Origin of the sequence: Stenotrophomonas daejeonensis (assembly GCF_001431505.1) — a bacterium.
GTDB lineage: Bacteria > Pseudomonadota > Gammaproteobacteria > Xanthomonadales > Xanthomonadaceae > Stenotrophomonas > Stenotrophomonas daejeonensis.
Genome location: NZ_LDJP01000105.1, coordinates 1 through 25,722 on the forward strand (window position 1 = coordinate 1; position 25,722 = coordinate 25,722).

The 25,722-nt window shown below is 69.6% G+C and carries 25 protein-coding genes; 13 read left to right on the forward strand and 12 right to left on the reverse strand.

The genetic code is table 11. The annotated features are described in order from the left end of the window. Positions 1-122 precede the first annotated feature (122 nt). The 4 genes from ABB34_RS14155 to ABB34_RS14170 form a co-directional block, all read right to left on the reverse strand. Complete coding sequence (locus ABB34_RS14155) at positions 123-677, reverse strand: 1,2-dihydroxy-3-keto-5-methylthiopentene dioxygenase (protein WP_057642021.1); 555 nt, start codon at positions 675-677, stop codon at positions 123-125. Between the two features lie 112 nt (positions 678-789). Next, positions 790-1,428, reverse strand: a complete 639-nt coding sequence (locus ABB34_RS14160; RefSeq protein ID WP_057642022.1) for a methylthioribulose 1-phosphate dehydratase — start codon at positions 1,426-1,428, stop codon at positions 790-792. A 197-nt stretch (positions 1,429-1,625) separates the two neighbouring features. Further along, on the reverse strand, positions 1,626-3,050 hold the full coding sequence (locus ABB34_RS14165) for an amino acid permease (RefSeq protein WP_057642042.1): 1,425 nt from the start codon (positions 3,048-3,050) through the stop codon (positions 1,626-1,628). A gap of 81 nt (positions 3,051-3,131) precedes the next feature. Next, positions 3,132-4,610: an amino acid permease gene (locus ABB34_RS14170; RefSeq protein WP_057642023.1), complete on the reverse strand. Its 1,479-nt coding sequence runs from the start codon at positions 4,608-4,610 to the stop codon at positions 3,132-3,134. A gap of 183 nt (positions 4,611-4,793) precedes the next feature. Between ABB34_RS14170 and ABB34_RS14175 the strand changes: the two genes are divergently transcribed. Continuing rightward, positions 4,794-5,354 carry an NUDIX hydrolase gene (locus tag ABB34_RS14175; protein WP_083490230.1) on the forward strand — a complete coding sequence of 187 codons (561 nt, stop codon included), beginning with the start codon at positions 4,794-4,796 and terminating at the stop codon, positions 5,352-5,354. A gap of 113 nt (positions 5,355-5,467) precedes the next feature. Here the strand turns inward: ABB34_RS14175 and ABB34_RS14180 are convergent, their stop codons facing one another. From ABB34_RS14180 to ABB34_RS14200, 5 genes are all read right to left on the reverse strand, one after another. Then, complete coding sequence (locus ABB34_RS14180; RefSeq protein ID WP_057642025.1) at positions 5,468-6,346, reverse strand: polyprenyl synthetase family protein; 879 nt, start codon at positions 6,344-6,346, stop codon at positions 5,468-5,470. Then, complete coding sequence (locus ABB34_RS14185; protein WP_057642026.1) at positions 6,336-6,596, reverse strand: exodeoxyribonuclease VII small subunit; 261 nt, start codon at positions 6,594-6,596, stop codon at positions 6,336-6,338. Before ABB34_RS14185 ends, ABB34_RS14180 begins: the two co-directional genes overlap by 11 nt. A 32-nt stretch (positions 6,597-6,628) precedes the next feature. After that, positions 6,629-7,927, reverse strand: a complete 1,299-nt coding sequence (tilS, locus tag ABB34_RS14190) for a tRNA lysidine(34) synthetase TilS (RefSeq protein ID WP_057642027.1) — start codon at positions 7,925-7,927, stop codon at positions 6,629-6,631. Positions 7,928-8,000: 73 nt separating this feature from the next. After that, positions 8,001-8,531: a WG repeat-containing protein gene (locus ABB34_RS14195; protein ID WP_245625460.1), complete on the reverse strand. Its 531-nt coding sequence runs from the start codon at positions 8,529-8,531 to the stop codon at positions 8,001-8,003. 5 nt (positions 8,532-8,536) lie between these two features. Continuing rightward, positions 8,537-10,234: an alkaline phosphatase gene (locus ABB34_RS14200; protein WP_057642028.1), complete on the reverse strand. Its 1,698-nt coding sequence runs from the start codon at positions 10,232-10,234 to the stop codon at positions 8,537-8,539. Positions 10,235-10,385: 151 nt separating this feature from the next. Between ABB34_RS14200 and ABB34_RS14205 the strand changes: the two genes are divergently transcribed. The 7 genes from ABB34_RS14205 to ABB34_RS14235 all read left to right on the forward strand — a co-directional run bounded on the left by ABB34_RS14205 (position 10,386) and on the right by ABB34_RS14235 (position 17,601). Further along, entirely contained in the window at positions 10,386-11,711 is a 1,326-nt protein-coding gene (locus ABB34_RS14205; protein ID WP_057642029.1) for a dicarboxylate/amino acid:cation symporter, read from the forward strand. A gap of 298 nt (positions 11,712-12,009) precedes the next feature. Further along, the gene (locus tag ABB34_RS14210) at positions 12,010-12,552 is read left to right on the forward strand and encodes a hypothetical protein (RefSeq protein ID WP_245625461.1); all 543 of its coding nucleotides are present in this window, start codon (positions 12,010-12,012) and stop codon (positions 12,550-12,552) included. Further along, positions 12,549-13,193: a hypothetical protein gene (locus tag ABB34_RS14215; RefSeq protein ID WP_057642031.1), complete on the forward strand. Its 645-nt coding sequence runs from the start codon at positions 12,549-12,551 to the stop codon at positions 13,191-13,193. Before ABB34_RS14210 ends, ABB34_RS14215 begins: the two co-directional genes overlap by 4 nt. Before the next feature lie 47 nt (positions 13,194-13,240). Beyond that, positions 13,241-14,635 carry an autotransporter outer membrane beta-barrel domain-containing protein gene (locus ABB34_RS14220; protein WP_057642032.1) on the forward strand — a complete coding sequence of 465 codons (1,395 nt, stop codon included), beginning with the start codon at positions 13,241-13,243 and terminating at the stop codon, positions 14,633-14,635. Between the two features lie 147 nt (positions 14,636-14,782). Next, positions 14,783-15,481, forward strand: coding sequence for a C39 family peptidase (locus ABB34_RS14225; protein WP_057642033.1), 699 nt, complete (start codon positions 14,783-14,785; stop codon positions 15,479-15,481). Positions 15,482-15,493: 12 nt separating this feature from the next. Continuing rightward, positions 15,494-16,258, forward strand: a complete 765-nt coding sequence (locus tag ABB34_RS14230) for a hypothetical protein (protein ID WP_057642034.1) — start codon at positions 15,494-15,496, stop codon at positions 16,256-16,258. Between the two features lie 44 nt (positions 16,259-16,302). Beyond that, entirely contained in the window at positions 16,303-17,601 is a 1,299-nt protein-coding gene (locus ABB34_RS14235; RefSeq protein WP_057642035.1) for a transporter family protein, read from the forward strand. Between the two features lie 12 nt (positions 17,602-17,613). Here ABB34_RS14235 and ABB34_RS14240 read toward each other — a convergent pair whose 3' ends face one another. The 3 genes from ABB34_RS14240 to ABB34_RS14250 all read right to left on the reverse strand — a co-directional run bounded on the left by ABB34_RS14240 (position 17,614) and on the right by ABB34_RS14250 (position 20,518). Next, the gene (locus ABB34_RS14240) at positions 17,614-18,945 is read right to left on the reverse strand and encodes a sigma-54 interaction domain-containing protein (RefSeq protein ID WP_057642044.1); all 1,332 of its coding nucleotides are present in this window, start codon (positions 18,943-18,945) and stop codon (positions 17,614-17,616) included. 179 nt (positions 18,946-19,124) lie between these two features. Further along, the gene (locus ABB34_RS14245) at positions 19,125-19,880 is read right to left on the reverse strand and encodes a C40 family peptidase (RefSeq protein WP_057642036.1); all 756 of its coding nucleotides are present in this window, start codon (positions 19,878-19,880) and stop codon (positions 19,125-19,127) included. 104 nt (positions 19,881-19,984) lie between these two features. After that, positions 19,985-20,518 (reverse strand): C40 family peptidase, encoded by a 534-nt coding sequence (locus ABB34_RS14250; RefSeq protein ID WP_057642037.1) that lies wholly within the window; start codon positions 20,516-20,518, stop codon positions 19,985-19,987. A gap of 111 nt (positions 20,519-20,629) precedes the next feature. Here ABB34_RS14250 and ABB34_RS14255 point away from each other — a divergent pair, with 111 nt between their 5' ends. The 5 genes from ABB34_RS14255 (at position 20,630) to ABB34_RS14275 (ending at position 25,566) form a co-directional block, all read left to right on the forward strand. Then, positions 20,630-21,109, forward strand: a complete 480-nt coding sequence (locus ABB34_RS14255) for an FKBP-type peptidyl-prolyl cis-trans isomerase (RefSeq protein WP_057642038.1) — start codon at positions 20,630-20,632, stop codon at positions 21,107-21,109. Positions 21,110-21,330: 221 nt separating this feature from the next. Beyond that, positions 21,331-22,545: a DUF418 domain-containing protein gene (locus ABB34_RS14260; RefSeq protein ID WP_057642039.1), complete on the forward strand. Its 1,215-nt coding sequence runs from the start codon at positions 21,331-21,333 to the stop codon at positions 22,543-22,545. A gap of 9 nt (positions 22,546-22,554) precedes the next feature. Next, positions 22,555-23,805 (forward strand): NAD(P)/FAD-dependent oxidoreductase, encoded by a 1,251-nt coding sequence (locus tag ABB34_RS14265; RefSeq protein WP_057642040.1) that lies wholly within the window; start codon positions 22,555-22,557, stop codon positions 23,803-23,805. Positions 23,806-23,815: 10 nt separating this feature from the next. Next, positions 23,816-25,168, forward strand: coding sequence for a glutathione-disulfide reductase (gorA, locus tag ABB34_RS14270; protein WP_057642041.1), 1,353 nt, complete (start codon positions 23,816-23,818; stop codon positions 25,166-25,168). After that, positions 25,165-25,566 (forward strand): MGMT family protein, encoded by a 402-nt coding sequence (locus tag ABB34_RS14275; RefSeq protein WP_083490231.1) that lies wholly within the window; start codon positions 25,165-25,167, stop codon positions 25,564-25,566. The genes gorA and ABB34_RS14275 overlap by 4 nt, the downstream gene beginning before the upstream one ends. Positions 25,567-25,722: the final 156 nt, after the last annotated feature.

The following is a 25,722-nucleotide window of genomic DNA, read 5'->3' on the forward strand; positions in this document are numbered from 1 at the left end:
CCCTCACCCCAACCCCCGCTTCGCGCCCCGGCCCTTGCGCTGGCGCAAGGGCGTTCGAGGGGCAGCGAACCGGTGGTTCGCAAGCTGCCCCTCTTACCCCAACGGGAGAGGGGCTCTGGGCATCACGCGACGCCGGGCTCGTAGCGCGGGAACTTCCGCGCGATGTCGGTGCCGGTGAAATGGCCGACCCAGCCATCCGGCTCGGTGAAGAAGCGGATCGCCACGAAGCTCGGTTCTTCGCCCATGTCGAACCAGTGGGTGGTGCCGTCCGGTACCGCGATCAGGTCGTCCTTCACGCATTCCACCTCGTAGACCTTGTCGCCCACGTGTAGGGTGAACAGGCCCGAGCCGGCGACGAAGAAACGCACCTCGTCCTCCTTGTGGTAATGCTCGTCGAGGAACTTCCGGCGGATCTCGGCGCGGTTGGGGTTGTCCGGCGCGATCGAGGCCACGTCCACGCTTTTGAAGCCGTTGGCGGCGACGAGGCGGTCGATGTCCTCGCGGTAGGCGGCGAACACTTCTTCCTGGCTCGCGCCCGGCGCGACTTCATGCCTGGCCTGCCAGCGCTCGAAGGTGACGCCGATCGCCTTCAGCTCGGCGGCGATGGCCTCGCCGTCGCGGCTGTCCAGCAGCGGCGTGGCCGGGTCGGTGTCATTGAAGATGCGCAGTCGGCTCATGGCGGTGGCTCTGGGCGTGTGGGGGACGGAAAGGGTAGCAGGGTAGGTCGGGGCTACGCCCCCGACGCGCCATGCCGGGCATACGGTGAAACGTCGGGGACGTAACCCCGACCTACCGCAGCTTGCGCAGTTCCAGCTCGCAGTGCAGCAGGAACTCGAAGGCCTCCAGATGGCGGCGCGCTTCGGCCATGTCGCGGCCCCAGGCGTACAGGCCGTGGCCGTCGATCAGGTAGCCCCACATCGGGCCCTTGTCCAGCTCGGCTTCCACCTGCGCGGCCAGTACGTCCATGTCCTGGGTGTTCGGGAACACCTTCAGGTCCACCGCGGTTTCGTGGGTGGAATTGCCGTGCAATGCCTTGAGCAGTTCGTAGCCTTCCAGCCGGATGTGGCCCTGCGCGCCGTACAGGCGCGAGGCGACGGTCTGCACCGGCGAATGGGTGTGCAGCACGCAGTTAACGTCCGCGAAGCGGGCGTAGAGCTGGGTGTGCAGCAGGGTTTCGGCCGATGGGCGCAGCGGCCGGCCCACCGCCTTGCCGTCGAAATCCACCACCATGATGTCGGCCTCGACCAGCCGCCCCTTGTCCTTGCCGGACACGGTGATCGCCGCATGCCGGTCGTCCAGCCGGTGCGAGAAATTGCTGCTGGTGGCCGGCGTCCAGCCGGCCTGGGCCAGTTCGCGGACGTTGTCGATCAGCAGCTGGGCCAGTTCGCTCAGGCGCCGGGCGTCGTAGGGGGCAGAGGGGGCATTCATGCCTGCAATTCTACGGGCTGCCCGCAAAAGCTGTAGTGCCGGCCGCTGGCCGGCATCTGCAAGGATGCTGGGTGATGCGAGGTTGCAGGCCAGCGGCCGGCACTACCGTGATTGGGTAGCGCCCGACCGTTGGTCGGGCGGCGCAGGGGGGGAAGGAGTGCCGACCGACGGTCGGCACCCACAAGCGCCTGCAGTTTTCAGCGGCGCAGCTTGCTGTGGCGGTGGCCGTAGGCGAAGTAGATGATGAAGCCGGCCGCGGTCCAGACCCCCATCAGCATCCAGTTGTGCGCGGTCATCGCGGTGAGCAGCGCGCCGCAGCTGAGCACGCCGAGGCTGCAGATCAGCCACGCCGCCGGCATGCGGAACGGGCGCGGCAGGTCCGGCTGGGTCCGGCGCAGCACCAGCACGCCGGCGCAGACTGCGGCGAAGGCGATCAGGGTGCCCATCGAGGTCAGCTCGCCGAGGATGTCCAGCGGGAACAGCGCCGCCAGCAGGGCGATGCCGATGCCGGTGATGACGGTGTTGATGTGCGGGGTGCGGTACTTCGGGTGGATGCGGGTGAACACCGGCGGCAGCAGGCCGTCGCGGCCCATGATCATGAAGATGCGCGGCTGGCCGATGATCATCACCAGCACCACCGAGGACAGGCCGATCAGCGCGCCGACCTCGACGATCACGCGCAGCCAGCCCAGCTGCGGGTGTGCGGCCACCGCGGTGACCACCGGCTCGGCGGTGCCCAGCTGGGTGTAGGGCACCAGCCCGGTCATGACCGCGGCCATCGCGATGTACAGCACGGTGCACACCACCAGCGACAGCAGCATGCCGATCGGCATGTCGCGCTGCGGCCGATGCGACTCCTGCGCCGCCACCGACACCGCCTCGAAGCCGATGTAGGCGAAGAACACCATCGCCGCGCCGCGCAGCACGCCCTCGAAGCCGTACTTGCCGGGGCCGACGTTCTCGGGGATGAACGGCGTCCAGTTGCCCGGATCCACGTACTTCCAGCCGGCGGCGATCACCAGCACGATCAGCCCGGTCTTGAGGATGACCATCGCCATGTTCATCGCCGAGGACTTGCGGATGCCCACATAACAAAGCCAGGTCAGCAGCAGCACCAGCCCGGCCGCCGGCAGGTTGGCGATGGCGCCGGTGGGGCGCAGCTTCTCGTCCAGCGGCGCGTTGACCAGCGCCGCCGGCAGGTGGATGTCGAAATGGCTGAGCAGGCTGAGGAAGTAGCCGGTCCAGCTCACCGCCACCGCCGAGGCGGAGACGCCGTATTCGAGCACCAGCATCCAGCCGATGAACCACGCCGACAGCTCGCCGAAGGTGGCGTAGGTGTAGGTGTAGGCGCTGCCGGACACCGGCACCATCGCCGCGAACTCGGCGTAGGCCATCGCGCAGAACGCGCAGCACACCGCGGCCAACACGAAGGACAGCATGATCGCCGGGCCGGCGTGGTCGGCCGCGGCCTGCCCGGTGATGACGAAGATGCCGCCGCCGATCACCGCGCCGATGCCCAGCGCGGTCAGCCCCCACGGGCCGAGCGTGCGGCGCAGGCTCAGGCCGTTGGCCTCTTCATGGGCGGCGTGCGGATGTTTGGTGGCCCACAGTTGCTTGAGCATGGTTCGGGTCTTCGCTGGTTGCGGGGCGCGGCGGTCGCGCAATGAAACCGGCGCCATCGGCGCCGGTCGGGAGTGTTGGAATCAGACGCTCTTGTTGAGCTTGCTGTGGCGCATGCCGTAGCCGAGGTAGATGGCCACGCCGAGGACGTTCCATAGCACGAAGACCAGCCAGTGGGCGGCGAACGCCATCGCGAACAGGGTCAGGCAGATCAGCGCACCGAGCGGGGCGACCAGCCACACCGCCGGCACGCGGAACGGGCGCGGCATCTCCGCGCGGGTGCGGCGCAGGATCAGCACGCCGACGCAGACGGTGGCGAAGGCCAGCAGCGTGCCCATCGCGACCAGTTCGCCCAGCACGTTCAGCGGCACCAGCCCGGCCAGCGTGGCCGCGACCGCGCCGACGATCACCGTGCTCAGGTGCGGGGTGCGGAACTTCGGGTGCACCTTGCCGAATATCCGCGGCAACAGGCCATCGCGGGAGATGGTGTAGGCGATGCGAGTCTGGCCCATCATCATCACCAGGATCACCGAGGACAGGCCGGCGATGGCGCCGATCTCGACCCAGGTCTTCAGCCACGCCAGGTTGGCATAGGCTTCCAGCGCGGTGGCCACCGGCTTGTCGGTGCCCAGCTTGGTGTAGTGCATCAGCCCGGTCATCACCGCGCAGACCACGATGTAGATGATGGTGCACACCGCCAGCGAGCCGAGCAGGCCGATCGGCATGTTGCGCTGCGGGTCCTTGGTCTCGCCGGCGGCGGTGGAAACCGCGTCGAAGCCGATGTAGGCGAAGAACACGATCGAGGCCGCGCGGAACACGCCGCTCCAGCCGAACTGGCCGAACACGCCGGTGGTGTTGTCGGGGATGAAGGGCGTCCAGTTCTCGGGGGTGACGTACATCGCGCCGAAACCGACGAACAGGCAGATCACCGCCACCTTGACCGCGACGATGATCGCGTTGACGAAGGTGGACTGGGTGACGCCGACGTAAAGCAGCCCGGACACCACCGCGATGATCAGCACCGCCGGCAGGTTGAACAGCTTGCCGGAGGCGATGAACTGGCCGTTTTCCCAGGCGATCGGCGCGGCGGTGAGCGCATCGGGGAAGGGCAGGTGCAGGGTGCTGGTGAGGAAGCTGAGCAGGTAGGCCGACCAGCCCACCGCCACCGACGAGGAGGCGAACAGGTATTCCAGCACCAGGCACCAGCCGATGAACCAGGCCATGCCTTCGCCTAGGGTGGCGTAGGAGTACGAATAGGCGCTGCCGGACACCGGCATCATCGCCGCGAACTCGGCGTAGCACAGGCCGGCGAAGGCGCAGGCCAGGCCGGCCAGCACGAAGGACAGCATGATCGCCGGGCCGGCGTGGTTGGCCGCCGCCTGCCCGGTGATGACGAAGATGCCGGCGCCGATCACCGCGCCCATGCCCAGCAATACCAGGTGCCGTGCGGTGAGGGTGCGCTTGAGCGTGGCTTCGCCTTGCAGGCTGCCTTCCACCGGTTCGCCGGCATCCACGTGTGCGGCCGGTTCGACCGGTTTGACCCTCAGCAGTGTCTTGAGCATTCGCTGTTTCCCAGGCTGTTCGTCGGTGCCGCGGCGGCAAGCCGCGGCGTTGCAAGTTGAACTGCAGGCTGAACCGGCAGCAGCGGACTACCTTGCCAAAGGAGCCGAAAACCGACAAGCGCAGGTGCAGCATGGACGGTGATAATGGGCGCCGGACGGAAGCGATGGGATGTGCCTGCAGTCATGCATCAACAGGATCGGGAGCTGCGGCTGGCGCTGCAGGACTATGCGCGGCGCGTGCCGGAACACGCCGCATTGGCCGCCGGATACGCGGCGTTGCTGGACGAGCCCGGCAACGACCCGTTCGCGCGTTCGCGCCTGTCCGGGCATTTCACCGGCAGCGCATGGCTGGTCAGCGCCGACGGCCGGCGCGTGTTGCTGACCCATCACCGCAAGCTGGGGCGCTGGCTGCAGTTGGGCGGCCACGCCGACGGTGACCGCGACCTGGCGGCGGTGGCCCTGCGCGAGGCGGAGGAAGAATCCGGCCTGACCGGATTGCGGCTGCCGACGGCGGCGATCTTCGACCTCGACTGCCACTGGATTCCGGAGCGCGGCGACGTGCCGGGGCACTGGCATCACGACGTGCGCTACGTGGTGCAGGCCGGCGCGGACGAGGCTTTCGTGGTCAGCGAAGAGTCGCTGGAGCTGGCGTGGCGCGACATCGCCGGGATTGCCGCGGACGCGCAGGCCGAAGAATCGATGCGGCGCATGGCCACGCGCTGGCTGGAGCGACGGATTCCGTAGATGCGGGGCTTGCCCCGCATGGGGCCTTGCTGCGAAGTCCCTGTGCGGGGCAAGCCCCGCACCTACGAGAGCATTCAATTGCCGCGATTGCCGGCGATCCGCGAGTCCAAGCCTCAATGCGAGCGGTGGATAGCCAGTTCGCCCAGCGCCGCCAATGCGCCGGCGCGCGTGCCGAACGGCGCCAGCGCATCGCGCATCGTGGCGGCCAGTGTTTCCAGCTGTGCCCTGGCGCCGTCCATGCCGAGCAATGCAGGAAAGGTGGACTTGTCCTGCGCCGCGTCCTTGCCGGCGGTCTTGCCGAGCTGTTCGGAGCTGGCCTCGACGTCGAGAATGTCGTCGCGCACCTGGAAGGCCAGCCCCAGCGCATCGGCGAACGCATCCAGCCGCGCCAGTTGCGTTTCGTCCGCGCCGCCGCACAGCGCGCCCATGCGCACCGCGGCGCGGATCAGCGCGCCGGTCTTCAGTGCATGCATGTGCTTGAGGTCGTCCAGCGGCTGGGCGCGGCCGGTGGCGTCGATGTCCAGCGCCTGCCCGCCGCACATGCCGGCCACGCCGGAGGCGCCGGCCAGGGTGCGCAGGCAGGCCACCGCCAACGTGGGCGGTAGCGGCTCCGCGGCCAGCACTTCGAAGGCGCGGGTCTGCAGCGCGTCGCCGGCGAGGATGGCGGTGGCTTCGTCGAAGGCGACGTGGGTGGTCGGGCGGCCGCGGCGCAGGTCGTCGTCGTCCATCGCCGGCAGGTCGTCGTGCACCAGCGAGTAGCAGTGGACCAGTTCCACCGCCACGGCGGGGGCATCGAGCAGGGCAGGATCGGCGTCGAACAGGTGTCCGGCGGCGTGGACCAGCAGCGGTCGCATGCGCTTGCCGCCGCCGAGCGCGGCATGGCGCATGGCCTGGTGCAGGCGCCGTGGCGCGGTTTCCGGGTCGGGCAGGGCGGCCTGCAGCTGCTGTTCGGTGCGTGCGATCCAACCGGCGAACAGGGCGTCAGTCGTCATCGCCGACGGGGTCGAACGGTTCGGACTTGTCCGGTTGCGCCGGGTCGGTGAGCAGGCGCACGCGCAGTTCGGCCTGCTCCAGCGCCTGCTGGCATTGCCGGTACAGGCCGACGCCGCGCTCGTAGGCGCTCAGCGACTGCTCCAGGCTCAGGTCGCCGGCTTCCATCTTCTCCACCAGTTGCTCCAGCTCTTCCAGCGACTGCTCGAAGTGGGCGACCGGCGAGGTCTCGTTTGGGGACTTCTTGGGCATGGCCGCAAGTGTGAGCGGCATGCGGGAAAGGGTCAATTCGCGGGGGCGGGGGCGTGCCAGCGCAGGTGCGCGGCGCGCTCCCGCAGCCAGCCGTGCAGCGTCGCCGAGACGATGCGGTCGCCGGCGGCGAGTACCTGTGCGGCATCGCACAACAGCGGCAGGTGCGGGCGCAGCCACGGCGCGACCCCGGCATCCTGCAGGCAGTGCTTGAGCAGGTGGCTGTGCCCGCGGCCGGGCAGCCGGATGCGTTCGCCGCCTTCCCGCTGGCGTACCTGCAGCGGGGTATCGAAAGCGGGGGCGCCGTGCAGCTCCAGCCTGCCGCCGTCGGGCAGCGGCAGGGGCGCGTGGCCGTCCCAGCGTGCCTGCCAGCCGGCGGGCCAGTGCGGCAGTTCGCCGATGGCGTGCAGGCAGTCGCGCCAGCGCACGATGCGCGCCTGTTGCCAGCGGAATTCGGCCTGCCGGTCGTGCGCGGCATCGAGCAGGTCGTGGCGGATGCGTGCCACGCCGTTGCCCGGCAGCGGCGGCAGCCCGCGTTGCTGCACCCACAGGCGCAGTACTCGGGCGCAGGCCGGCGGTGGCAGCGCGCGCAGGGCGGTGACCGACAACGTGCCGTCGCCGCCATCGCAGGCGTGCAGTGCCTGCGCGTCGTGTACGTGCAACAGGCCGGAGGCCTCGCCGGCCAGCACCGCGCTGCGCGCGAACATGGCCGCCGCGTCGGGCCAGCGCCCGGCCAGCAACGGCATCACCGTGTTGCGCAGGAAATTGCGGTCGAAGGCGTCGCGGGTGTTGCTGGGATCTTCGATCCAGTGCAATCGATGCAGGCGCGCATGGACTTCCAGCGCCGCGCGCGGGACATGCAGCAGCGGGCGCCACAGCTGGCCGGCGGCGAAGGCGCGGCGTTCGCGCATCGCCGCCAGCCCGTCGCTGCCGGAGCCGCGCAGGGCGCGCAGCAGGAAGGTTTCGGCCTGGTCGTCACGGTGGTGGGCCAGCGCCAGCCATTCGCCGGTTTGCAGCAGTTCGGCGAAGGCCGCATGGCGGGCGTGGCGCGCCGCCGCTTCGGGGCCAAGGCCGGTGTCGTCGCCGACCTGCACGTGGATGATGTGCAGCGGCACTTGCCATTCGTCGCAGATGCGCTGGCAGTGGGCCGCCCAGTCGTCGGCCCCGGCCTGCAGGCCGTGGTGCACGTGCACCGCGCGCAGGCCGGCCTCGCGCCGGTCGGGTGCGTGCGCCAGCAGGTGCAGCAGCACGGTGGAATCCAGCCCGCCGCTGAAGCCGACCAGCACCGGCGTTCCGGCGGCGGCATCCAGCAGGGAGGGGGAATGCAGGGTCATCCGGGAATTGTAGGAGCGACGTCAGTCGCGATGTGGGGTTGCCGGTGAAGCCCTGTCGCGACTGGCGTCGCTCCTACGGGGATTCCGGCAGTGGATTGCCGTGGCGGTCGATGCGGTAGCGGCGGCCGCCGATCATCGGCGTATGGCCGTCGGCGTCGGTTTCGCCGCGGCGGCAGCCTTCGCAGACCAGCGCCTCGCCGTCCTCGAACGGCCAGCCCCAGTCGAAGCGGGCGGCGAAGGCCGGTTGCAGTCCGGTGTCGTAATAGCCGAGCTTGCCGCCGACGACGGCGCGGACCAGGCCTTCGCTGAAATAGTCCGCGCCGTTGTCGAAGGTGATGACCGGCAGGTAATGGCCATCGCGGCGCACGTAATAAAACTGGCCGGCGGCAAGCACCGTGGCCAGCCCATCCGCATTGAACGGCAGCCGGGCCAGCGCGTCCGCGGACAGTTCCAGCGTGCCGGGCGCGGCCTGCCGGCAGCCTTCCAGCACTGGCAGGTCGAACCGTTCCGGCAGCAGGCAGTCGTCCCCGGCCGCGAGCGCGGCTGCGGCGGAGAACAGGGACGGCAGCACCGCCGCCACGGACCGATACGCGGCGGTGCGCATCGCCGTCACGGGGTCCTGCGTTCGAACGTCGTCGGCTGCGGCAGTTCCACCGGCACACCCTGCGTATCGCAGGTGCCCTGCGCGCACAGGCGTTCGCGCAGGCGCGGGGTGGCCTGCACGATCAGGTGGTAGATGGTGTTCTGCTCCAGCGTGCCGCGCACGGCGTTGCTGCCGGGGCCGCGTGCCCAGATGCCGACGTCCTCGCCGCCGTGCGATTCGCTCTTGGCCGGCACCAGCGCTTCCTGCATGTAGTCCGGGTGCTCGGTATCGACGTGGGTCAGGTCGGGGCGGCCGCTGGCCGGGTCGAAGCTGCTCGGCGCATGCGGGTACTTCTTCGGCCCGGCCGGCTGCTGGTTGCTGGCGCCGGTGTAGCCGGGGCCATTGGCGTAGCTGAGCGTGGTGTAGGGCAGGCCGGTGGCGTCGCGGGCCAGTTCCAGCCCGCCGGTGCCGTCTTCGCCGCCCTTGTCCTTGACCTTGCCCAGGATCGGGTTGCCACGCGCCGGGTAGCCGACGAAGTTCAGGGTGTGCGAGTGGTCGGCGGTGACGATGATCAGGGTGTCCTCGGCCGAGGTCGCCTCGGCGGCGGCGCGCACCGCGTCGGACAGGGCGATGGTGTCGCCGAGCGCGCGGGCGGCGTTGCCGCTGTGGTTGGCGTGGTCGATGCGCGCGCCTTCCACCATCAGCACGTAGCCTTCCCCGTGCTTGGACAGGTTGGCGATGGCAGTGCGGGTCAGCTCGGCCAGCGAGGGTTCGCCGGCCCGGTCGTTGGCGCGGTCCTGCTCGTACTGCATGTGGTCCGGCTCGAACAGGCCGAGCAGGGCCGGGGCGCCGGCGGCGGCCTTCAGCTGCGCGGTGTTCCAGACGTAGGCGCCCTGCGGGTGCGCCTGCTGCCACTCGGCGACGAGGTTGCGGCCGTCCAGGCGCTGGCCGACCTTGTCGTCGTATTCGGGGTCGCGTTCTTCGACGGTGGTGAACTGCGCGCGGCCGCCGCCGAGGGCGACCAGCGGGCCGCGGCCGAAGCGCGCGGTCGAAAGCAGTTGCTGGGCTATGTCCACGCAGCCGGCGGCCCTGGCCGCTTCCGGCAGGTCGGTGTCGTTTTCCCAGTTGCGGTCGGGCGAGTTGGCGTAGGTGGCGGCCGGGGTGGCGTGGGTCAGGCGTGCGGTGGAAACGACGCCGGTGGCCATGCCGGCGCTGTCGGCCAGTTGCAGCCAGGTCAGCAGGTGCTTGTTCAGGCTGTCGGCGCAGTCGTTGCGGGGACCGGCGGAAACGCCGATGGCGCCCATGTGGGTCTTCACGCCGGTGGTGATGGCGGTCATGGTGCCGGCCGAATCCGGCGTCTGCGAATCGGTGTTGTAGGTCTTGCTGAACGCGGTGGCGGGGAAGCGCTCCCACGACAGCAGGTTTTCCTCGCCGGCGCCGCCGTGGCGCTGGCCTTCGAGGATGCGTGCGGCGGCCACGGTGGTCAGGCTCATGCCGTCGCCGAGGAACAGGATCACGTTCTTGGCCTTGCCGGCCATCGCGCCGTTGGCCGCGGCCTGCGCGGCGCCGTTGCGGTACCACCATTGCGGGGTTTCGCCCTGCGGGTGGGCGACCTGCGGCACCGTTACCGCCAGCGTGGCGGGGGGCTTCGGCGCGCCGGCGCTGGTACAGGCGCCGAGCAGCAGGGTGGACAGGGCGGCGAGCAGGAATTTGGTGTCGGGCATGGCGGCATGCGGTCAACGGAAATGAACGACCATTATGACCGAGCGGAAAAGGCACGCCGATGACACGCAGCTTTGTCCCTGTGAGATCGTGCCGCCGCCGGGCTTGCGTTATCGTGCCCGCCTTTACGGAATACTCCCCTGGAATGACGACATGAAGCTGGTTTCTGCGTGGTTGCGGATACCGTTCTGGCAGCGCGTGGTGGCGGGCTTCGTGCTCGGCGCGCTGGCCGGCTGGGTGCTGGGGCCGGCGGCCGAAACCTGGTTCGGGCCGCTGGGCGAGCTGTACGTGACCCTGATCAAGATGATCGCGGTGCCGCTGGTGTTCTTCGCGGTCATCAACGCCATCGGCTCGCTGCACGGGCAGAAGTCGGTCGCGGCGCTGGGCGGGCGCACCTTCCTGTGGTTCATCGTCACCGCCGCGCTGGCGGTGGGCGTGGGCCTGCTGGTGGGCACGGTGATGCAGCCGGGCACCGGCGGGCTGCAGCTGAGCGTGGACAGCGCCTACACCCCGCGCGACGTGCCGTCGGTGGCCAAGGTGCTGATGGACGTGGTGCCGGCCAACGTGTTCTACGCGCTGTCCGGCATCGGCACCCGGATCAACGCGGCGGGCGAAACCGTGCTGGCGGCCGGGCGCGGCTCGATCCTGCCGGTGATCTTCTTCGCCGGGCTGGTCGGTTTCGCGATGGTCAAGCTGGGCGAGAAGGTCAACGAGGCGCGCAGGCTGACCGGGCAGCTCAGCGAGATCATGATCCAGGTCACCCGCTTCGTGCTGGAGATGACCCCGCTGGGCACCTTCGGCCTGATCGCCGGGCTGGTCGGCAGCTACGGCTTCGAGAAGCTGCTGCCGCTGGGCAGCTTCGTGCTGGCGCTGTACGTGGCCTGCGCGCTGCACATCGTCGTGGTCTACAGCGGCCTGCTGCTGGCGCACGGGCTGAACCCGATCAAGTTCTTCCGCGGCGCCGCGCCGGGCATGCAGGTGGGCTTCGTCGCCTCGTCCAGCTTCGCGGCGATGCCGGTGGCGATGCGCTCGATCACCGACAACCTCGGCGTCAACAAGGATTACGCCTCCTTCGCCGTGCCGCTGGGCGCGAGCATCAAGATGGACGGCTGCGGCGCGATCTACCCGGCGCTGTGCGCGGTGTTCATCGCCCAGTACACCGGCGTGCCGCTGACCCCGGAGCAGTACGTGGTGGTGCTGATCGCCTCGGTGCTGGGCAGCTTCGGCACCGCCGGCGTGCCGGGCACCGCGGTGGTGATGGCCACGGTGGTGCTGAGCGCGGCCAACCTGCCGCTGGAGGCGATCGGCTACCTGTACGCCATCGACCGCGTGCTGGACATGATGCGCACGATGACCAACGTCACCGGGCAGATGGTGGTGCCGGTGATCGTGGCCAAGGAAACCGGGCTGCTGGATCGTGCGGTTTACGAGGGGCCCAATACCGCGGCGGTGGAAAGCGGTGGTGACGCGCATTCCTGAGCGCGCCGCGCCAATGGACCGAGGACATGGAAAGGCCGGGATTTCCCGGCCTTTCCGCTGTGGGGTGTTGCGCATGTAACACCTGCTGTAACACGGCGGCTGCAACACCGCCCGATGCCTGCCGGCACGGGCGGCCGGTGTCGTGCGCCGGCCCGCGTCCGGGTTCCCGCCACGGCCGCCAGGTGTTGCAGGGATACAGTCGTGCATCCCGTGGTGTATTCGCAATGCATTGTTTTTGCTTGAATTTTCTTCTTGGCATGGTTGCTGCTCCAACACCTTGCCCAAGCACAAGCGGACGATGCATATGGATGGCAGGATTCCCAGGCGTGTCAATGCGCTGGCAGGTTGGCTGGTATTGGCCGCCGCCTGCGCCAGTGCGGCACAGGCCGCGGATGCGCACCAAGGGGTGAAGGCGAAGCCGGGTGAAATCGTGCTGCTGCGCGATGTCTCCACCCGCCCGGCCTACCGCATGCCGCCGCCGGGCATGGCCCTGATCGTCGATCCTTCGCCGCGCAGGGAAGTGGGCTCGGCACTGGGCATCGGCGGTCTTGATGAACTGGACGATGCCGACTACGCCGCGATGGAATCCGGCCTGGCCCATGCCGCGCCGGGTGCCGTGCATGGCCAGGGTACCGTGGAGCGGGTGGCCGGCGGCGTGGCCGGTGGTGCGCTGGACCGGGTGACGGGCGAGGGCGGCATGCTGGCCGGCGGCCAGATGGCGCGCATGGTCGGTGGCCCGATGGGCGCCGTGGGCGGCGCCACGCGTGGCGTCGGCGACCAGCTGCGTGGCGCGCTGGCGCAGTTCCCGCAGGCGCAACCGGTTGCGACGGGTGGACCATGAATCCGGGCCGCATCCCGTGGCGCCGGGTTCTCGGGCTCGTGCTGCTGGGCGGCGCGATGCTGCCGGCATCGGCGCAGCCGCGCGGCGACGGCTATGCCGGCATGCTCGCCTACCTTTCCGCCGACAGCCGCATCGACGGGCGGGCGCTGGCCGGCGCCGCCGGTTCGATCAAGGTCAACCAGGCCGCCGGGGACATGAACCTGCAGGCCAACCTGCACGGGCTGGCCAGCGGCCAGCGCGCGGCAGCCAGCGTCGATGCCGGCCAGCGCCACCGCTCGGAGGCGTTCGACCACCCGCTGTGGGCCTCGGCCTGCATCGTGGGTGACGCACTGGCCGGGGCCAGCGGCATCGCATCGATCAACCAGGCCAGTGGCGGCGGCAATTCGGAAGTGAATGCCGTGACCGCGACGCTGGCCGCACAGGGCATACGCGAGGCAACGGACGAGGCGATGGCCGCGTCTTCCGCCATCGCGTCGGCAGGGGGGCAGCCCGCCGCCGGTGATCCACGCGCCAGCCGCAAGGTGGGCGTGGAGGCATCCGCATTGCGCGGTTTCGACGGCGTGCTGCAACTCAATCAGATCGCGGGCTCGGGCAATGCCACGGAAAACAGGCTGAGCCTGTCCGTGCAGGGCTCCCCGTGAACGACGTTCCATCAACCCGATGCATCAGAAAACCTGAAGAGGGCACCATGAAAGCGAATAAATGGACCGTACTCGCCATGGCGGTTTCCGCGCTCACCCTGAGCGCGGCAGCCAATGCGGCGGACAACCAGAACCGGAGCGCGGACATCGATCACCAGCACAACGTGAACGAGACGCGCACCAACACGAATACCAACACCAACACCAACACCAATACGACCACGAACACCACGGTGGACACGGACGTGGACCTGAAGCTGGACGCCGCCGCGGTGCTTCGTTACGCCGACTCGCGTTCCAGCACGCAGGTGTACGAGGACGTGCAGAAGACCTCCAACATCAACGCGGACGAGCGCAGCGAGAAGAACAACCACGGCGTCGCCGTGAACCTGGAAAAGGACCTGCGGCTGGGGTCTGACATCCAGTTCTCCGGCGACCCGACCATCACCGGCAACATCGACCTGGACTCGGCGGCCATCGCCGTGATCGACAACCGCCAGTCGATCTCCGGCAACAGCGCCTCCAACGGCCTGGTGCAGAACGGTGCCTCGATCGCCGACGACGTGGCCTCCAGCGCCTCGGGCAACCTCGGCTTCAACGTCGCCGCTGGCGACAACAACGCGCAGGACAACGCCGCCGCGCTGTCGGCCGCGGACGCCTCCTTCAGTTTCGGCATGGCCGACGCGGAGGTGTTCGTGAACCAGAGCGGCATGAACAACACCACGATGAACTACGGCGTGACCAATGCCGCGGACATCGGCGGCAATGCGTTCTCCGGCGCTTCCGGCAACATCGGCGTGAACGTCACCTCGGGCAACAACAACGAGCAGAAGAACGCGCTGGCCGCGTCGGTGGCCACCAGCGCCTACGCCACCGCGAGCGTCAGCTCGAACCAGGTGTCCTCGGGCAACACCGTGGACAACGACGGTTATTACGACTACCTCGTCAACACCTACTCCATCAGCATGCGCGGCAACGTCACCGGCACCACCCGCGGCAGCGGCAGCGGCAGCTACAGCGGTACCGGCAACTCCTACCAGAAGACCAACTTCTACCCGGACAACTGGACCGGCAACACCCATACCGGCGGCAACCAGACCGGCCACAGCGACTGGGACAACGAAACCCAGGGCGCGGTACGCAACCCGTACAGGCAGGGCGTGGGCGGCATGGCCTGGGATACCGACGAGAGCGGCCGGCTGAGTTTCTCGGAGATGGGCACGGCCGACCTGGTGGCCAGCCTGAGCGGGCAGGTGGTCGACGTGGACTGGATCGCGGTGGATGCGACCAATACCGCCAGCCTCTCCGGCAGCGCGTTCTCCGCGGCGTCCGGCAACATCGGCGTGAACGTCTCCGCCGGCACCGGCAACCTGCAGGCCAACAGCCTGACCCTGGCGGTCGCGCAGCCCTCCAGCGGCGGCGGCACCGGCGGCAGCGAGTGACCGGATGCGCCGCCCGCACGGGCGGCGCACCTGCCAGGAGCAACAAGCCCGGCCATCCGCCAATGGCCGGGTGACCCGGGAGTCCCCGTTCCTCCCCCGCGGGGCGGGGACTTCCACCTGCCGATGCCCACGGAGGCGCCGAGGACCATGTTCCGTTGGATGCTGCTTGCAGCCCTTGCCATGTCGGTGGTGCCGGACGCGCACGCCGGCGACGTCGCCTTCAGCGGCGTCCTGCCCAATGGCGCGCTTTACGCCGGCAAGGTCGAGAGCATGCAGGAGCGGCGCTTCGGCAACCTGGTGCGCCAGCACACCGACTACAGCTGCGGCGCGGCGGCATTGGCCACGATCCTGCGCCATGCCTACCACCTGAACACCGACGAGGCCACGGTGATCGAGGGCATGATGGGCGTGGCCGACCCCGAACTGGTCCGGCAGCGCGGTTTCTCGCTGCTGGACATCAAACGTTACGTCGAGTCGCTGGGCATGCGCGGGCGCGGCTACCGCATCGACGAGGAGCGGCTCCGGAGCCTGCGGGTGCCGGGGCTGGTGCTGATGGACGTGCGCGGCTTCCGCCACTTCGTCGTGCTCAAGCAGGTGCATGGCGACGTGGCCGAGATCGGCGACCCGATCCTCGGCAACCGGGCGCTGCCGCTGCACGAATTTCTGGAAGCGTGGCCGTCGCGCGCGGTGTTCGTGGTGATAGGCAGCGACTTCGACCGCGACACGGTGCTGCTGCAACCCAGCCGGAAGGCCAGCGCCCGCGCGCTGTATGCGCGCCAGGGGCGCGGACCCATCACCGACGCGGAGCTGGTGGACTTCGGCTTCACCCATGCCGATCTGTTCTGAAGGAGCGTTGTCATGCACATCCGTACAACCGTCCCGGCGCTGCTTGCGCTGGCGTTCGCACTGTCGGCCCATGCCGCGGAACCGGTGGCGTCCCCCGGCAAGGGCCTGCACGAGATTCCCGATTCCGAACTGAACCTGATGCGCGGCCGCTACACGGTGGGCGGCAACGCCGTGGCATGGTTCGGCGTGACCATGATCTCGGTCTGGCAGGCCGCCAACGGCCAGCGCCTGCAGGGCGGGCTGACCCTGGGCATGGATTTCAGCAAGGGCAGGGTGCCAACGGTGAGCTTCACCCCCAGCGTCAGCATCACCGCGGCCGATGCGCCGCTGCCCGGCACGGGTGCGCGCAGCATCGACGGCAGCGGTCTGGGCAATGTTTCCGGGCTGGTGCAGAGCGTGCAGGTGGCCGGCGACGGCAACACCGCCAGCAACGTGCTGCACCTGGACGTGCGTGACGACGGTATCGTCCCCGAACAGCAGGGCGGCGTTGGCGGCGATGCCCGCCTGCAGGTGGGCGACGCCAGCGCGATGGCCGGTTTCGACGGCAATGCCGCGCAACTGGAGCTGCGCGTGGACGGGCAGGGAGCGGTGCGGCAGTGGCTGCGCAATGGCAGCGTCGGCCAGAGCATCCAGCTGATGGCCGACGGACAGCAGGCGGGCAACCGCCTGCAGGTGGATCTGGTGCGGCAGTCGCTGGTGGACGACCGGACGCTGGCGCAGAACGTGGCGCAGGCCATCTCGCTCAACCGCGGGATGGCCGGGAGCGGCGGGCAGTAGGCATTGCGGTGCATGGAGCAGGACACAGGCAGAGGAACACGACGATGAATCGACTGGCGATGGCGGCGCTGGCGGGTTTGGCCGTGGTGGCGCCGCGGGTGGCGGCGCAGGAGGCCGCGGCCGGGGGCGACGAAGCGCGGATGGAGGCGATGCTGGCGCAATTGGAGTCGCTCAAGGCGAGCTACGCGCAGGAAGTGCGGCGGTTGCGCGACCTCGATATGCAGATGCAGGCCATGCAGGCGCGGATCAACGGCAGGGCTGCGCCACCGGCGTCGCCACAGGTTCCCGCACAGGCGGCCATACCCGCGCCCGCCGCGGCTCCGACGACCGGCGAGGGCTATGCCAGTTCCGCGACCGAGGCACAGGCGGCGCAGGATGCGGCGCGACGCAGCGTCGATGACGTCAAGCAGCAGCAGTCGGCGCTGTTCAATCGTCGCCTGACCCTGGAAAACAGCCTCAGCTACGCGCGCTATGACCGCAAGCAGCTCACCCTCAACGGCTTCCTGGCGCTGGACGCGATCTTCCTCGGCAACATCGCCATCGAGAACGTCGAGTCCGATTCGCTGACCTGGAACTTCGCCGCGCGCTGGGGCGTCAACCCGCGGCTGACGCTGAACCTGGACGTGCCCTACATCGGGCGCAAGACGCTCTACCAGAAGGGCGGGGCCGGCGGCTCGGCCGCGGCCATCGCGCAGGAGGAGACGCACGGCGCCGGCATCGGCGACGCCACCCTCAGCGCCAACTACAGGCTGTTCGGCGAGCGCGGCTGGCGGCCGGAGACGGTGTTCACCGCGGGCATCACCGCGCCCACCGGGCGCGAACCCTATGGCCTGGACTGGAAGGTGATCGAGCGCGACGACGACGACTTCATCCGCTTCGCGGTACCGGCCGAACAGCCCACCGGCAACGGCGTATGGCAGGCCAGCGCCGGTCTGTCGGCGGTGAAGACCGCCGACCCGGCCATCCTGTTCGCCAACGTCGGCTACATCCGCTCGTTCAAGCGCGGCTTCGGCGACATCGACTCCAACCCGGACACGGTCAACCCGGGCGAGGTGAAGCTGGGCGATTCGTACTACTTCGGCGCGGGCGTGGCGTTCGCCTTCAACGAACGCACCAGCCTGAGCATTTCCTTCAGCGACAAGCTCAGCGCACGCGCCTCCACCCGCTACAAGGACGGCAGGTGGATGAAGGTGATCGGCAGCGACGCCAATGCCGGCTCGTTGAATCTTGGGGTGACTTACGCGCTGACCTCCCGGGCCACCTTCGTCAGCCTGCTCGGCATCGGCCTCACCCCGGATGCGCCGGATTTCAGCCTGTCGTTCAAGCTGCCGTATGCGATGTAGGCCGGGCGGCGCTTAGCGCAGCGTATCCAACCGCACCGCGTGCCTGCGGCACAGGCGGTAGACGGTCACGCGCGAGACTTTCATCAGGCGCGCGCAGGCGCTGACGTTGTAGCGGCTCTGCGCCAGGCAGGACAGCAGGGCCTCGCGGTCGATGCGGTTGCCGGCCGGGTCCCGCGCGAGCGCATCGGCGGACGGTCCGATGCCGAGGTCGGCGCAGTCGATCAATTCGTCCTCGGTGGTGATGGCCGCGCGCTGCACCCGGTTGAGCAGTTCGCGCACGTTGCCCGGCCAGTGGAAACGCGACATGGCCTGCAGCGCGGCGCTGGTGTAGCCGCGCGCGCGCACCGCGTGGTGCGCGCGGAACACGCGCAGGAAATGCCGGGCCAGCAGTTCGATGTCGCCGTCGCGCCGACGCAGTGGCGGCAATGACAGGTGCAGGACGTTGAGCCGGTAGTAGAGGTCGCTGCGGAAGCGCCGCTGTTCGATTGCCTGCTCCAGGTCCACATGGGTCGCCGCCAGCACCCGCACGTCCACGTGGATCGGCTGGTTGCTGCCGATCCGCTCGATGGTGCCTTCCTGCAGTACCCGCAGCAGGCTGGTCTGCGCCTCCATCGGCAGGTCGCCGACCTCGTCGAGGAACACGGTGCCGCGGTGCGCATTCTCGAACAGCCCCTGGCGGCGCGTGGTCGCGCCGGTGAAGGAGCCGCGCTCGTGGCCGAACAGTTCCGACTGCAGCAGCGTCGGCGCGATCGCCCCGCAGTTGATCGCCAGGAACGGGTGTCCCTCGCGCTGCGACAGCCGGTGCAGTGCATTCGCGGCGGCCTCCTTGCCGGTGCCGGTTTCGCCGGTGATCAGGACCGGCAGGTCGACGGGGGCGAACTTGCGCAGGGTTGCGCGCATGGCCAGCATCGCCGTGCTTTCCCCGCGCAGGCAGTCGAACACGTCGTCGGTGCGGTGCCATGCCGGATCGTCGTCCAGCGTGGCCAGCCGCCGCATCAGTTCGTCCAGGTCCAGCGGATGGGCGAAGCGCTGCCGGCAGGCGGACAACAGACGGTGGGTGCGGGCATCGTCGTCGTGCGGCGCCGCAGGCTCGATGCCCAGCAGCGGCAGGTGGCGGTGTTCGCTGGCCAGCGCTTCGAGGTGTTCCAGTTCGTCGCCGGAGTGGTGGCGCAGGTCGATCACGCCGACCACCTGGTCGTTGGCGCGCATGCCGATGCCCGCGGCTTGCCTGGGTAACACCGTACGTACCTGCCAGCCTTCGGCGGCCAGCAGGATCTTCTCGCGTGGGCACGGTTCTCCGAACCAGATCACGCAGCGTTTTGTCGAACCGGGTGTTGCTGCCATGCGTTCACCACGCTCCAAGCGGCTACTTATACACCTCCTGGTCGGGCCCGGTGATTGCAAAAAAGGGATGAATGCGGACTATCCGTGCCGACCCGCGCATTCATGCGCCGGACGGGGCTCCCGAACGCGAAAGGCCGCGGATATCCGCGGCCTTTCGGTGTTTGCAGCAGCATGAAGCCTTACAGGTCCACCCGCCGGGCCTGCATGAACTTGTCGCCCCAGTAGCCGCTGAGCAGGGTATCGGTGCGCACGTCCTTGCCGGTGCTCGGCGCGTGCAGGAAGCGGCCGTCGCCGACATAGATGCCGACGTGGTCGACGCGCCCGCGGCGGCCGAAGAACACCAGGTCGCCAGCGACCAGCGCCGCACGGTCCTTGATCAGTTCATTGCCGGTCTGGCTGGCCATCTCGCGCGACACGCGCGGCAGCTCGATGCCCAGCGCGGTGCGGAACACGTAGCCGACCAGGCCGCTGCAGTCGAAGCCGGCATCCGGCGAGGTGCCGCCCCAGCGGTACGGAGTGCCGAGCAGGGCCATCGCGCGACGCAGGATCGACTGCACCTTGCCGTCGCTGTCATTGGCCAGCGCGGCATCGGTGGCGTTGGCGACGCTGCGGGAGGCGTCGTAGGCGGACAGCAGGCGGCTGAGGTCGCCGGCGAACATCGCCGAGCGGTCCATCAGCGGAATGGTGTCGCTGGCAGCCAGGTGCGGGAGCAGGGCGGCCAGGGTGGCGCTGGCGGCGGCATCGGCGCGGCTGCGCGGGGCTTCGGCCTTGGCCGGTGCCGGCTTGGTGGCAGCGGCAGACGCTTGGACGACGGCTTCGTCGGCGCTCTGGGCGAAGGCGGAAAGACTGGTGACTGCCAGGGCCGCGGCACAGAGCAGCCGGCGGGTGGCGCGAGTCGGAAACCGGCGTTGGCGGGTCGGTGGAGCGATCGTCACGTGGCAGTCACAAAAAATCGATGCGCGATGATGCCTTGCGAATGCAGGCGAAAGGTGCAAATTTCGTTAAAAATTTGTTATTGAAACTGACCTGCATCATGCTTTCAGTTCAACACGCGCTTGGCGCCGGTATAGTGCTGCTGCCAGTAAGGGCCGTCCAGCCGGTCCAGGCGCACGGTGCCGCCGGTGCTGGGGGCATGCACGAAGCGGCCTTCGCCTACATAGATGCCCACGTGCCAGACGTTGCCCTTGTTGCCGAAGAACACCAGGTCGCCGGCGGCCAGCCGCTGCGGGCTGATCTTCGGTCCCTGCACCGCGGCCAGCTCGCGCGAGGTGCGCGGCAGGTTCAACGCCAGCATGTCGCGGTAGACGTAGTTGACCAGCCCGCTGCAGTCGAAACCGGACTCGGGGGTGTTGCCGCCGTAGCGGTAGGGCGTGCCGACCAGCCCCAGCGCCCGCATCAGCACCGCCGAGGCGGCGGCGGGATCGGCCGGCGCCACCTGCGGCCAGGCGTGCGTGGAGGCGGCGGGTGGGGTGCGCTTGGCCGGGGCGTGGCCGCAGGCGGCCAGCGCGGCGGCCAGTACCAGCAGGACGGGCAGGTGCCACGGCGACGGGCGGGAAACTGGCGTGATGTGCATGGAGCCGGGATAATGCGCCGCTTCAGGATGGCCGCCATGATGGCGGCCCACCCGGCGGCCGGCAAGGTCGTCCCATCGCCTGCCAGCCGGCAGCCATCTACAGAGTTGCGCATGAAGATCGAAAAAGACCGCGTCGTCCGTTTCCACTACACCGTCTCCGAGGTCGGCCAGGAGCCGATCGAAAGCTCGAAGGACCGTGAGCCGCTGGCGATCCTGATCGGCCACGGCAACATCATCCCGGGCCTGGAAGCGGCGATGATGGACAAGGAAGCCGGCGAGAACTTCGGCGTGGACGTGGCCTCGGCCGATGCCTACGGCGAGCGCCGTGAGGGCCTGACCCAGCGCGTGCCGAAGAAGCACTTCGGCAACACCCGGCTGGTGCCGGGGCAGCAGGTGATCCTGCAGACCAACTTCGGCCCGCGCGCGGTCACCGTGCAGAAGGTCGGCATGACCGTGGTCGACGTCGACCTGAACCACCCGATGGCCGGCAAGGACCTGCATTTCGACGTGGAAATCGTCGAGGTCCGCGAGGCCGGCGAGGAAGAAGTGCAGCACGGCCACGTGCACGGCGACGGTGGCCACCACCACTGATCGTTGCCGCCGCGGCACTGCGATGGACGGCCCGCCTCGTGCGGGCCGTTTCGTTTTTGCGGTTGGGGAGGCGAGGCAAGCCCATCTCCACACGCTCGCCTCCCACGCAGGTGCCGGGCTTGCCCGGCACGAGGCATTCCCGGCAAGGCCCCATGCGGGGCAACACCCGCATCCACGCGCGCCGCCCATAATGGTCGGCCATCACCAAGGAGTCCCGCCGCTTGTCCACCACCGCCTTCCGGCCGGTCGCGCCGAACGAACGCATTGCCACCCTGGACGTGCTGCGCGGGCTGGCGCTGCTGGGCATCCTGCTGATGAACATAGAGGCGTTCAGCGGGCCGCTGGACCTGTCCTTCACCGGCATCGACCCGCACTGGCAGGGGCCGGACCGCTGGGCCGACGCCTTCGTCTACGTGTTCGTGCAGGGCAAGTTCTTCACCCTGTTCTCGCTGCTGTTCGGTGCGGGCTTTGCGGTGATGGCGCAGCGTGCCGAGGCGGCCGGGCGCGAGTTCACCCGCTTCTACCTGCGCCGCAGCCTGGGCCTGCTGGGCATCGGCCTGGTGCATGCGCTGCTGCTGTGGTCCGGGGACATCCTGGTCAGCTATGCGCTGCTGTCGTTCATGCTGCTGGCCTTCCGCGAGGCGCCGCGCGGCTGGCTGCCGGCGCTGGGCGTGGTGGTCTACCTGGCCGCCTCGGTGCTGGTGCTGCTGCTGGGGGCGATGGTGATGCTGCTGCCCGCCGATGCGATGGCGGCGCAGGCCGACGCGGCACGCTCGGCCATCGAGGCGCAGCGACAGGTCTACGGGCACGGCGGCTACCTGCAGGCCGTGGCGCAGCGGCTGCGCGATTTCGGCACCGCGCTGGGCGGCCTGCTGCTGGTCGGGCCGCAGGTGCTGGGCATGTTCCTGATCGGCGCATGGTTCGCGCGCAGCGGCGCGATCGCGCGGCCGGGCGACTACCCGCGGCTGTTCGGCTGGCTGCGTTGGGCAGTGTGGCCGCTGGGGTTGGCGGTGATGCTGCTGAGCGCGGGCTGGCAGCCCTACGTGGCGCCGGGCCGCTTCGACCTGGGGACAGCGGCCGTCTATGCCCTGAACGCACTGGCCGGCCTGTTGATGTGCCTGGGTTACCTGGCCTGGGGCGTGCGCTGGAGCCACCGGCTGCGCTGGTTGGCGCCGACCGGGCGCATGGCACTGAGCAATTACCTGCTGCAGTCGGTGCTGTGCACGCTGCTGTTCTACGGCTACGGGCTGGGCCTGTTCGAGCAGATGGGGCGGGCGTGGCAGCTGCTTTTCGCGGTCGTGCTGTTCGCCGCGCAGGTGCTGGGCAGCCACCTGTGGCTGAAGCACTTCCGCTTCGGGCCGATGGAGTGGCTGTGGCGTGCGTTCACATACTTGCAGTTGCCACCACTGCGTCGCCGCGCCGGGGCCGCGCCCTAGAATGGGGCGGTGAAATCCCCCCATGACGATGTACTGATCATCGGTGCCGGCGCGACCGGGCTGGCCACCGCGCTGGCCCTGTCCGATGCGGGACGACAGGTGCGGTTACTGGATGCCGGCCGCATCGGCGGCGCCACCTCGCACGGCAACTGCGGCACCATCACTCCCAGCCATGCGCCGCCGCTGGCCGCGCCCGGCGTGTTGTCCAAGGCGCTGCGCTGGATGTTGTCGCCGCAGGCGCCGCTGTACATCCCGCCGCGGCCGGACCCGGCGCTGTGGCGCTGGCTTTTCCACTTCGCCGCACGCTGCAACGCACGCGACTGGCAGCGCAGCGCGCGCGGCCGTGCGGCGCTGCTCAACGATTCGCGGCAGCGGCTGGCCGACTGGGTGCGGCGGTATTCGCTGGACTGCGAGTTCGCCGAGAAAGGGCTGGACTACGTGTTCCGCGAGCCGCGCAATTTCGAGCGGCACGCGGCCGAATGCGCGGCCCTGCAGGCGTTGGGCATCGCCACCGAGGTCATCGACGGTGGCGATTACCTGCGGCAGGAGCCGGCGTTCAACGACGGCATCGTCGGCGCGATCCGCTTCCCCGGCGACGCCAGCCTGCGCCCGGACCGCTACACCGCCGAGCTGGGCCGGGTGCTGCGCGGGCGCGGCGTGGTGATCGAAGAGCAGTGCCCGCTGCTGTCGTTCGAGCCACGGGCGCAGGACGTCCGCGTCCGCACCGGCAACGGCGAGCGCCACGCGCGCGAACTGGTGCTGGCCACCGGCGCCTGGTCGCCGCGGCTGGCCGCGCAGGTCGGCGTGCGCGTGCCGATCCAGGCCGGCAAGGGCTATTCGATCACCGCCAGCCGGCCGGCGCAGGTACCCGGCCGGCCGGTGGTGCTGAAGGACCGTTCGGTATTCGTCATCGCCTGGGACGGGTGCATGCGCCTGGGCGGGACGATGGAATTCTCCGGCCACGACCGCCGCCTCAACGCCACCCGCCTGCGCGCGCTGGAGGATGCCGCGCGCCAGTACCTGCGGCAGCCGCTGGGCGAACGGGTGCACGAACGCTGGTACGGCTGGCGGCCGATGACGTGGGACGACATGCCGGTGCTGGGCCGTTCGCCGAAACATGCCAACGTATGGCTCGCCGCCGGGCATGGCATGCTCGGCATCAGCATGAGCAGCGGCAGCGGGCAATTGATGGCCGACCTGATCACCGGGCGGGCGCCGGCCATCGACCCCGCGCCCTACCGCGCGGAGCGCTTCCAATGAGGCAGGTCCAATGACGGCACGGCAATACGATGTGGTGGTACTGGGAGCCGGCTCCGGCGGCCTGGCCGCGGCGTTCCGCGCCGCCGCGCATGGCGCGAAGGTGGCGATGCTGGAGCCGTCGGCACTGGGCGGCACCTGCGTCAACGTCGGCTGCGTGCCGAAGAAGGCGATGTGGCTGGCCGCCGACCTGGCCGAGCGCATCGCGCTGGCGGCGAAGCTGGGTTTCGACGTGCCGGCCACGCCGGCGCTGGCGTGGCCGCAACTGCTGCAACGGCGGCAGCAGTACATCGACAACATCCACGCCAGCTACCGCAGGCGGCTGCAGGAAACCGGCGTGGCCCACATCGCCCGTCGTGGCCGGCTGCTGGATGCGCGCACGGTGGAGTGCGACGACGGCATGCGGCTGCAGGCGCGGCACATCGTCATCGCCACCGGCTCGCATGCGCTGAAGCCGGCGCTGCCCGGCGCCGGGCTGGGCGGCACGTCGGACGATTTCTTCGCGCTGCAGGCGGCGCCGTCGCGGGTGGCCATCGTCGGCGGTGGCTACATCGCGGTCGAACTGGCCGGCGTGCTGCATGCGCTGGGCAGCGAGGTGGCGCTGCTGGTGCGTGGCCAGCGCCTGCTCGGCGGGTTCGACGCCGAACTGGCCGGACAACTGGCGGAAAACCTGCGCGCGCAGGGCATCGGCGTGCATTTCGACTGCCGGGTGCAGGCGCTGGAGCAGCGGGAAGGGCGCATCCATGCGCGGTTGGATGGCGGGCCCGGCGATGCCACGTTCGACACCGTGCTGTTCGCCACCGGCCGCGCCCCGAGTACCGGCGGGCTGGGACTGGAGCAGGCCGGCGTGGCGCTGGACGACACGGGCGCCATTGCCGTCGATGCCTTCCAGAACACCTCGGTGCCCGGCATCTTCGCGGTGGGCGACGTGACCGGGCGGGCGATGCTGACGCCGGTGGCGATCGCCGCCGCGCGACGGCTGATGGACCGCCTGCATGGCGGCCAGGCCGATGCGCATCTGGATTACGACAACGTGCCCAGCGTGGTGTTCTCGCATCCGCCGCTCGGCAGCGTCGGCCTGGGCGAGGAAGCCGCGCGCCGGCGCTTCGACATGGTGACGACCCACCACAGCCGTTTCCGGCCGATGTTGCAGGCGCTGGGCGACGGGCAGGGGCGCACGCTGTTCAAGCTGGTCTGCGCCGGCGAGGAGCAGAAGGTCGTCGGCATCCACCTGCTGGGCGAGGGTGCCGACGAGATCCTGCAGGGTTTCGCCGTGGCCTTGAAGGCCGGCGTCACCCTGCGGCAGTTGCAGGACACGGTCGCGATCCACCCGACGTCGGCCGAAGAAGTGGTGCTGATGCGATGAAGCGGGGCGAAGGAACGGTGCGCGGGCCGGTCAGGGCGGCTGCGTCGCGGGGCAAGCAAGCGGCGGCCGACCCGACGGTTGGCCGCGCCCGCATCCTCGGCGTGATCCGTGCGATTCCGCGCGGGCAGGTGATGGGCTACGGGGAAGTGGCGGCCAAGGCCGGCCTGCCGGGCCGCGCGCGGCTGGTGGCGCGCCTGCTCGGCGACAACGACGACCCGGCATTGCCGTGGCACCGGGTGCTGCGTTCGGATGGGCGCATCGCCATGCCCGAAGGCTCGGCCGGCTGGCGCGAGCAGTGCCAGCGCCTGCGCGCGGAGGGCGTGGCAGTGGAGAACGGCCGGGTCAAGCGCGCCCGGCCAGTGCGCAATCTCGATGCGGCGATCTGGGGACCGGGGTAGCCCGGCTGCTGGCCGATAAGCGCAATGACAAGGATCCCCGGTGCTGCCGGCCAACGGCCGGTGCTTCCGGATGTATCCGGGGAAAGCCCCCTGAGTCAGGGGGCGGCCGCGAAGCGGCGGGGGTGTGGAAGAGCGAGATGGGGCCCGCGGTTTGCA

Coding starts and splice junctions, on each gene's coding strand:
- ABB34_RS14155 (WP_057642021.1), bottom strand. CDS start 677: ATGAGCCGACTGCGCATCTTCAATGACACCGACCCGGCCACGCCGCTG.
- ABB34_RS14160 (WP_057642022.1), bottom strand. CDS start 1,428: ATGAATGCCCCCTCTGCCCCCTACGACGCCCGGCGCCTGAGCGAACTG.
- ABB34_RS14165 (WP_057642042.1), bottom strand. CDS start 3,050: ATGCTCAAGCAACTGTGGGCCACCAAACATCCGCACGCCGCCCATGAA.
- ABB34_RS14170 (WP_057642023.1), bottom strand. CDS start 4,610: ATGCTCAAGACACTGCTGAGGGTCAAACCGGTCGAACCGGCCGCACAC.
- ABB34_RS14175 (WP_083490230.1), top strand. CDS start 4,794: ATGCATCAACAGGATCGGGAGCTGCGGCTGGCGCTGCAGGACTATGCG.
- ABB34_RS14180 (WP_057642025.1), bottom strand. CDS start 6,346: ATGACGACTGACGCCCTGTTCGCCGGTTGGATCGCACGCACCGAACAG.
- ABB34_RS14185 (WP_057642026.1), bottom strand. CDS start 6,596: ATGCCCAAGAAGTCCCCAAACGAGACCTCGCCGGTCGCCCACTTCGAG.
- tilS (WP_057642027.1), bottom strand. CDS start 7,927: ATGACCCTGCATTCCCCCTCCCTGCTGGATGCCGCCGCCGGAACGCCG.
- ABB34_RS14195 (WP_245625460.1), bottom strand. CDS start 8,531: ATGCGCACCGCCGCGTATCGGTCCGTGGCGGCGGTGCTGCCGTCCCTG.
- ABB34_RS14200 (WP_057642028.1), bottom strand. CDS start 10,234: ATGCCCGACACCAAATTCCTGCTCGCCGCCCTGTCCACCCTGCTGCTC.
- ABB34_RS14205 (WP_057642029.1), top strand. CDS start 10,386: ATGAAGCTGGTTTCTGCGTGGTTGCGGATACCGTTCTGGCAGCGCGTG.
- ABB34_RS14210 (WP_245625461.1), top strand. CDS start 12,010: ATGCATATGGATGGCAGGATTCCCAGGCGTGTCAATGCGCTGGCAGGT.
- ABB34_RS14215 (WP_057642031.1), top strand. CDS start 12,549: ATGAATCCGGGCCGCATCCCGTGGCGCCGGGTTCTCGGGCTCGTGCTG.
- ABB34_RS14220 (WP_057642032.1), top strand. CDS start 13,241: ATGAAAGCGAATAAATGGACCGTACTCGCCATGGCGGTTTCCGCGCTC.
- ABB34_RS14225 (WP_057642033.1), top strand. CDS start 14,783: ATGTTCCGTTGGATGCTGCTTGCAGCCCTTGCCATGTCGGTGGTGCCG.
- ABB34_RS14230 (WP_057642034.1), top strand. CDS start 15,494: ATGCACATCCGTACAACCGTCCCGGCGCTGCTTGCGCTGGCGTTCGCA.
- ABB34_RS14235 (WP_057642035.1), top strand. CDS start 16,303: ATGAATCGACTGGCGATGGCGGCGCTGGCGGGTTTGGCCGTGGTGGCG.
- ABB34_RS14240 (WP_057642044.1), bottom strand. CDS start 18,945: ATGGCAGCAACACCCGGTTCGACAAAACGCTGCGTGATCTGGTTCGGA.
- ABB34_RS14250 (WP_057642037.1), bottom strand. CDS start 20,518: ATGCACATCACGCCAGTTTCCCGCCCGTCGCCGTGGCACCTGCCCGTC.
- ABB34_RS14255 (WP_057642038.1), top strand. CDS start 20,630: ATGAAGATCGAAAAAGACCGCGTCGTCCGTTTCCACTACACCGTCTCC.
- gorA (WP_057642041.1), top strand. CDS start 23,816: ATGACGGCACGGCAATACGATGTGGTGGTACTGGGAGCCGGCTCCGGC.
- ABB34_RS14275 (WP_083490231.1), top strand. CDS start 25,165: ATGAAGCGGGGCGAAGGAACGGTGCGCGGGCCGGTCAGGGCGGCTGCG.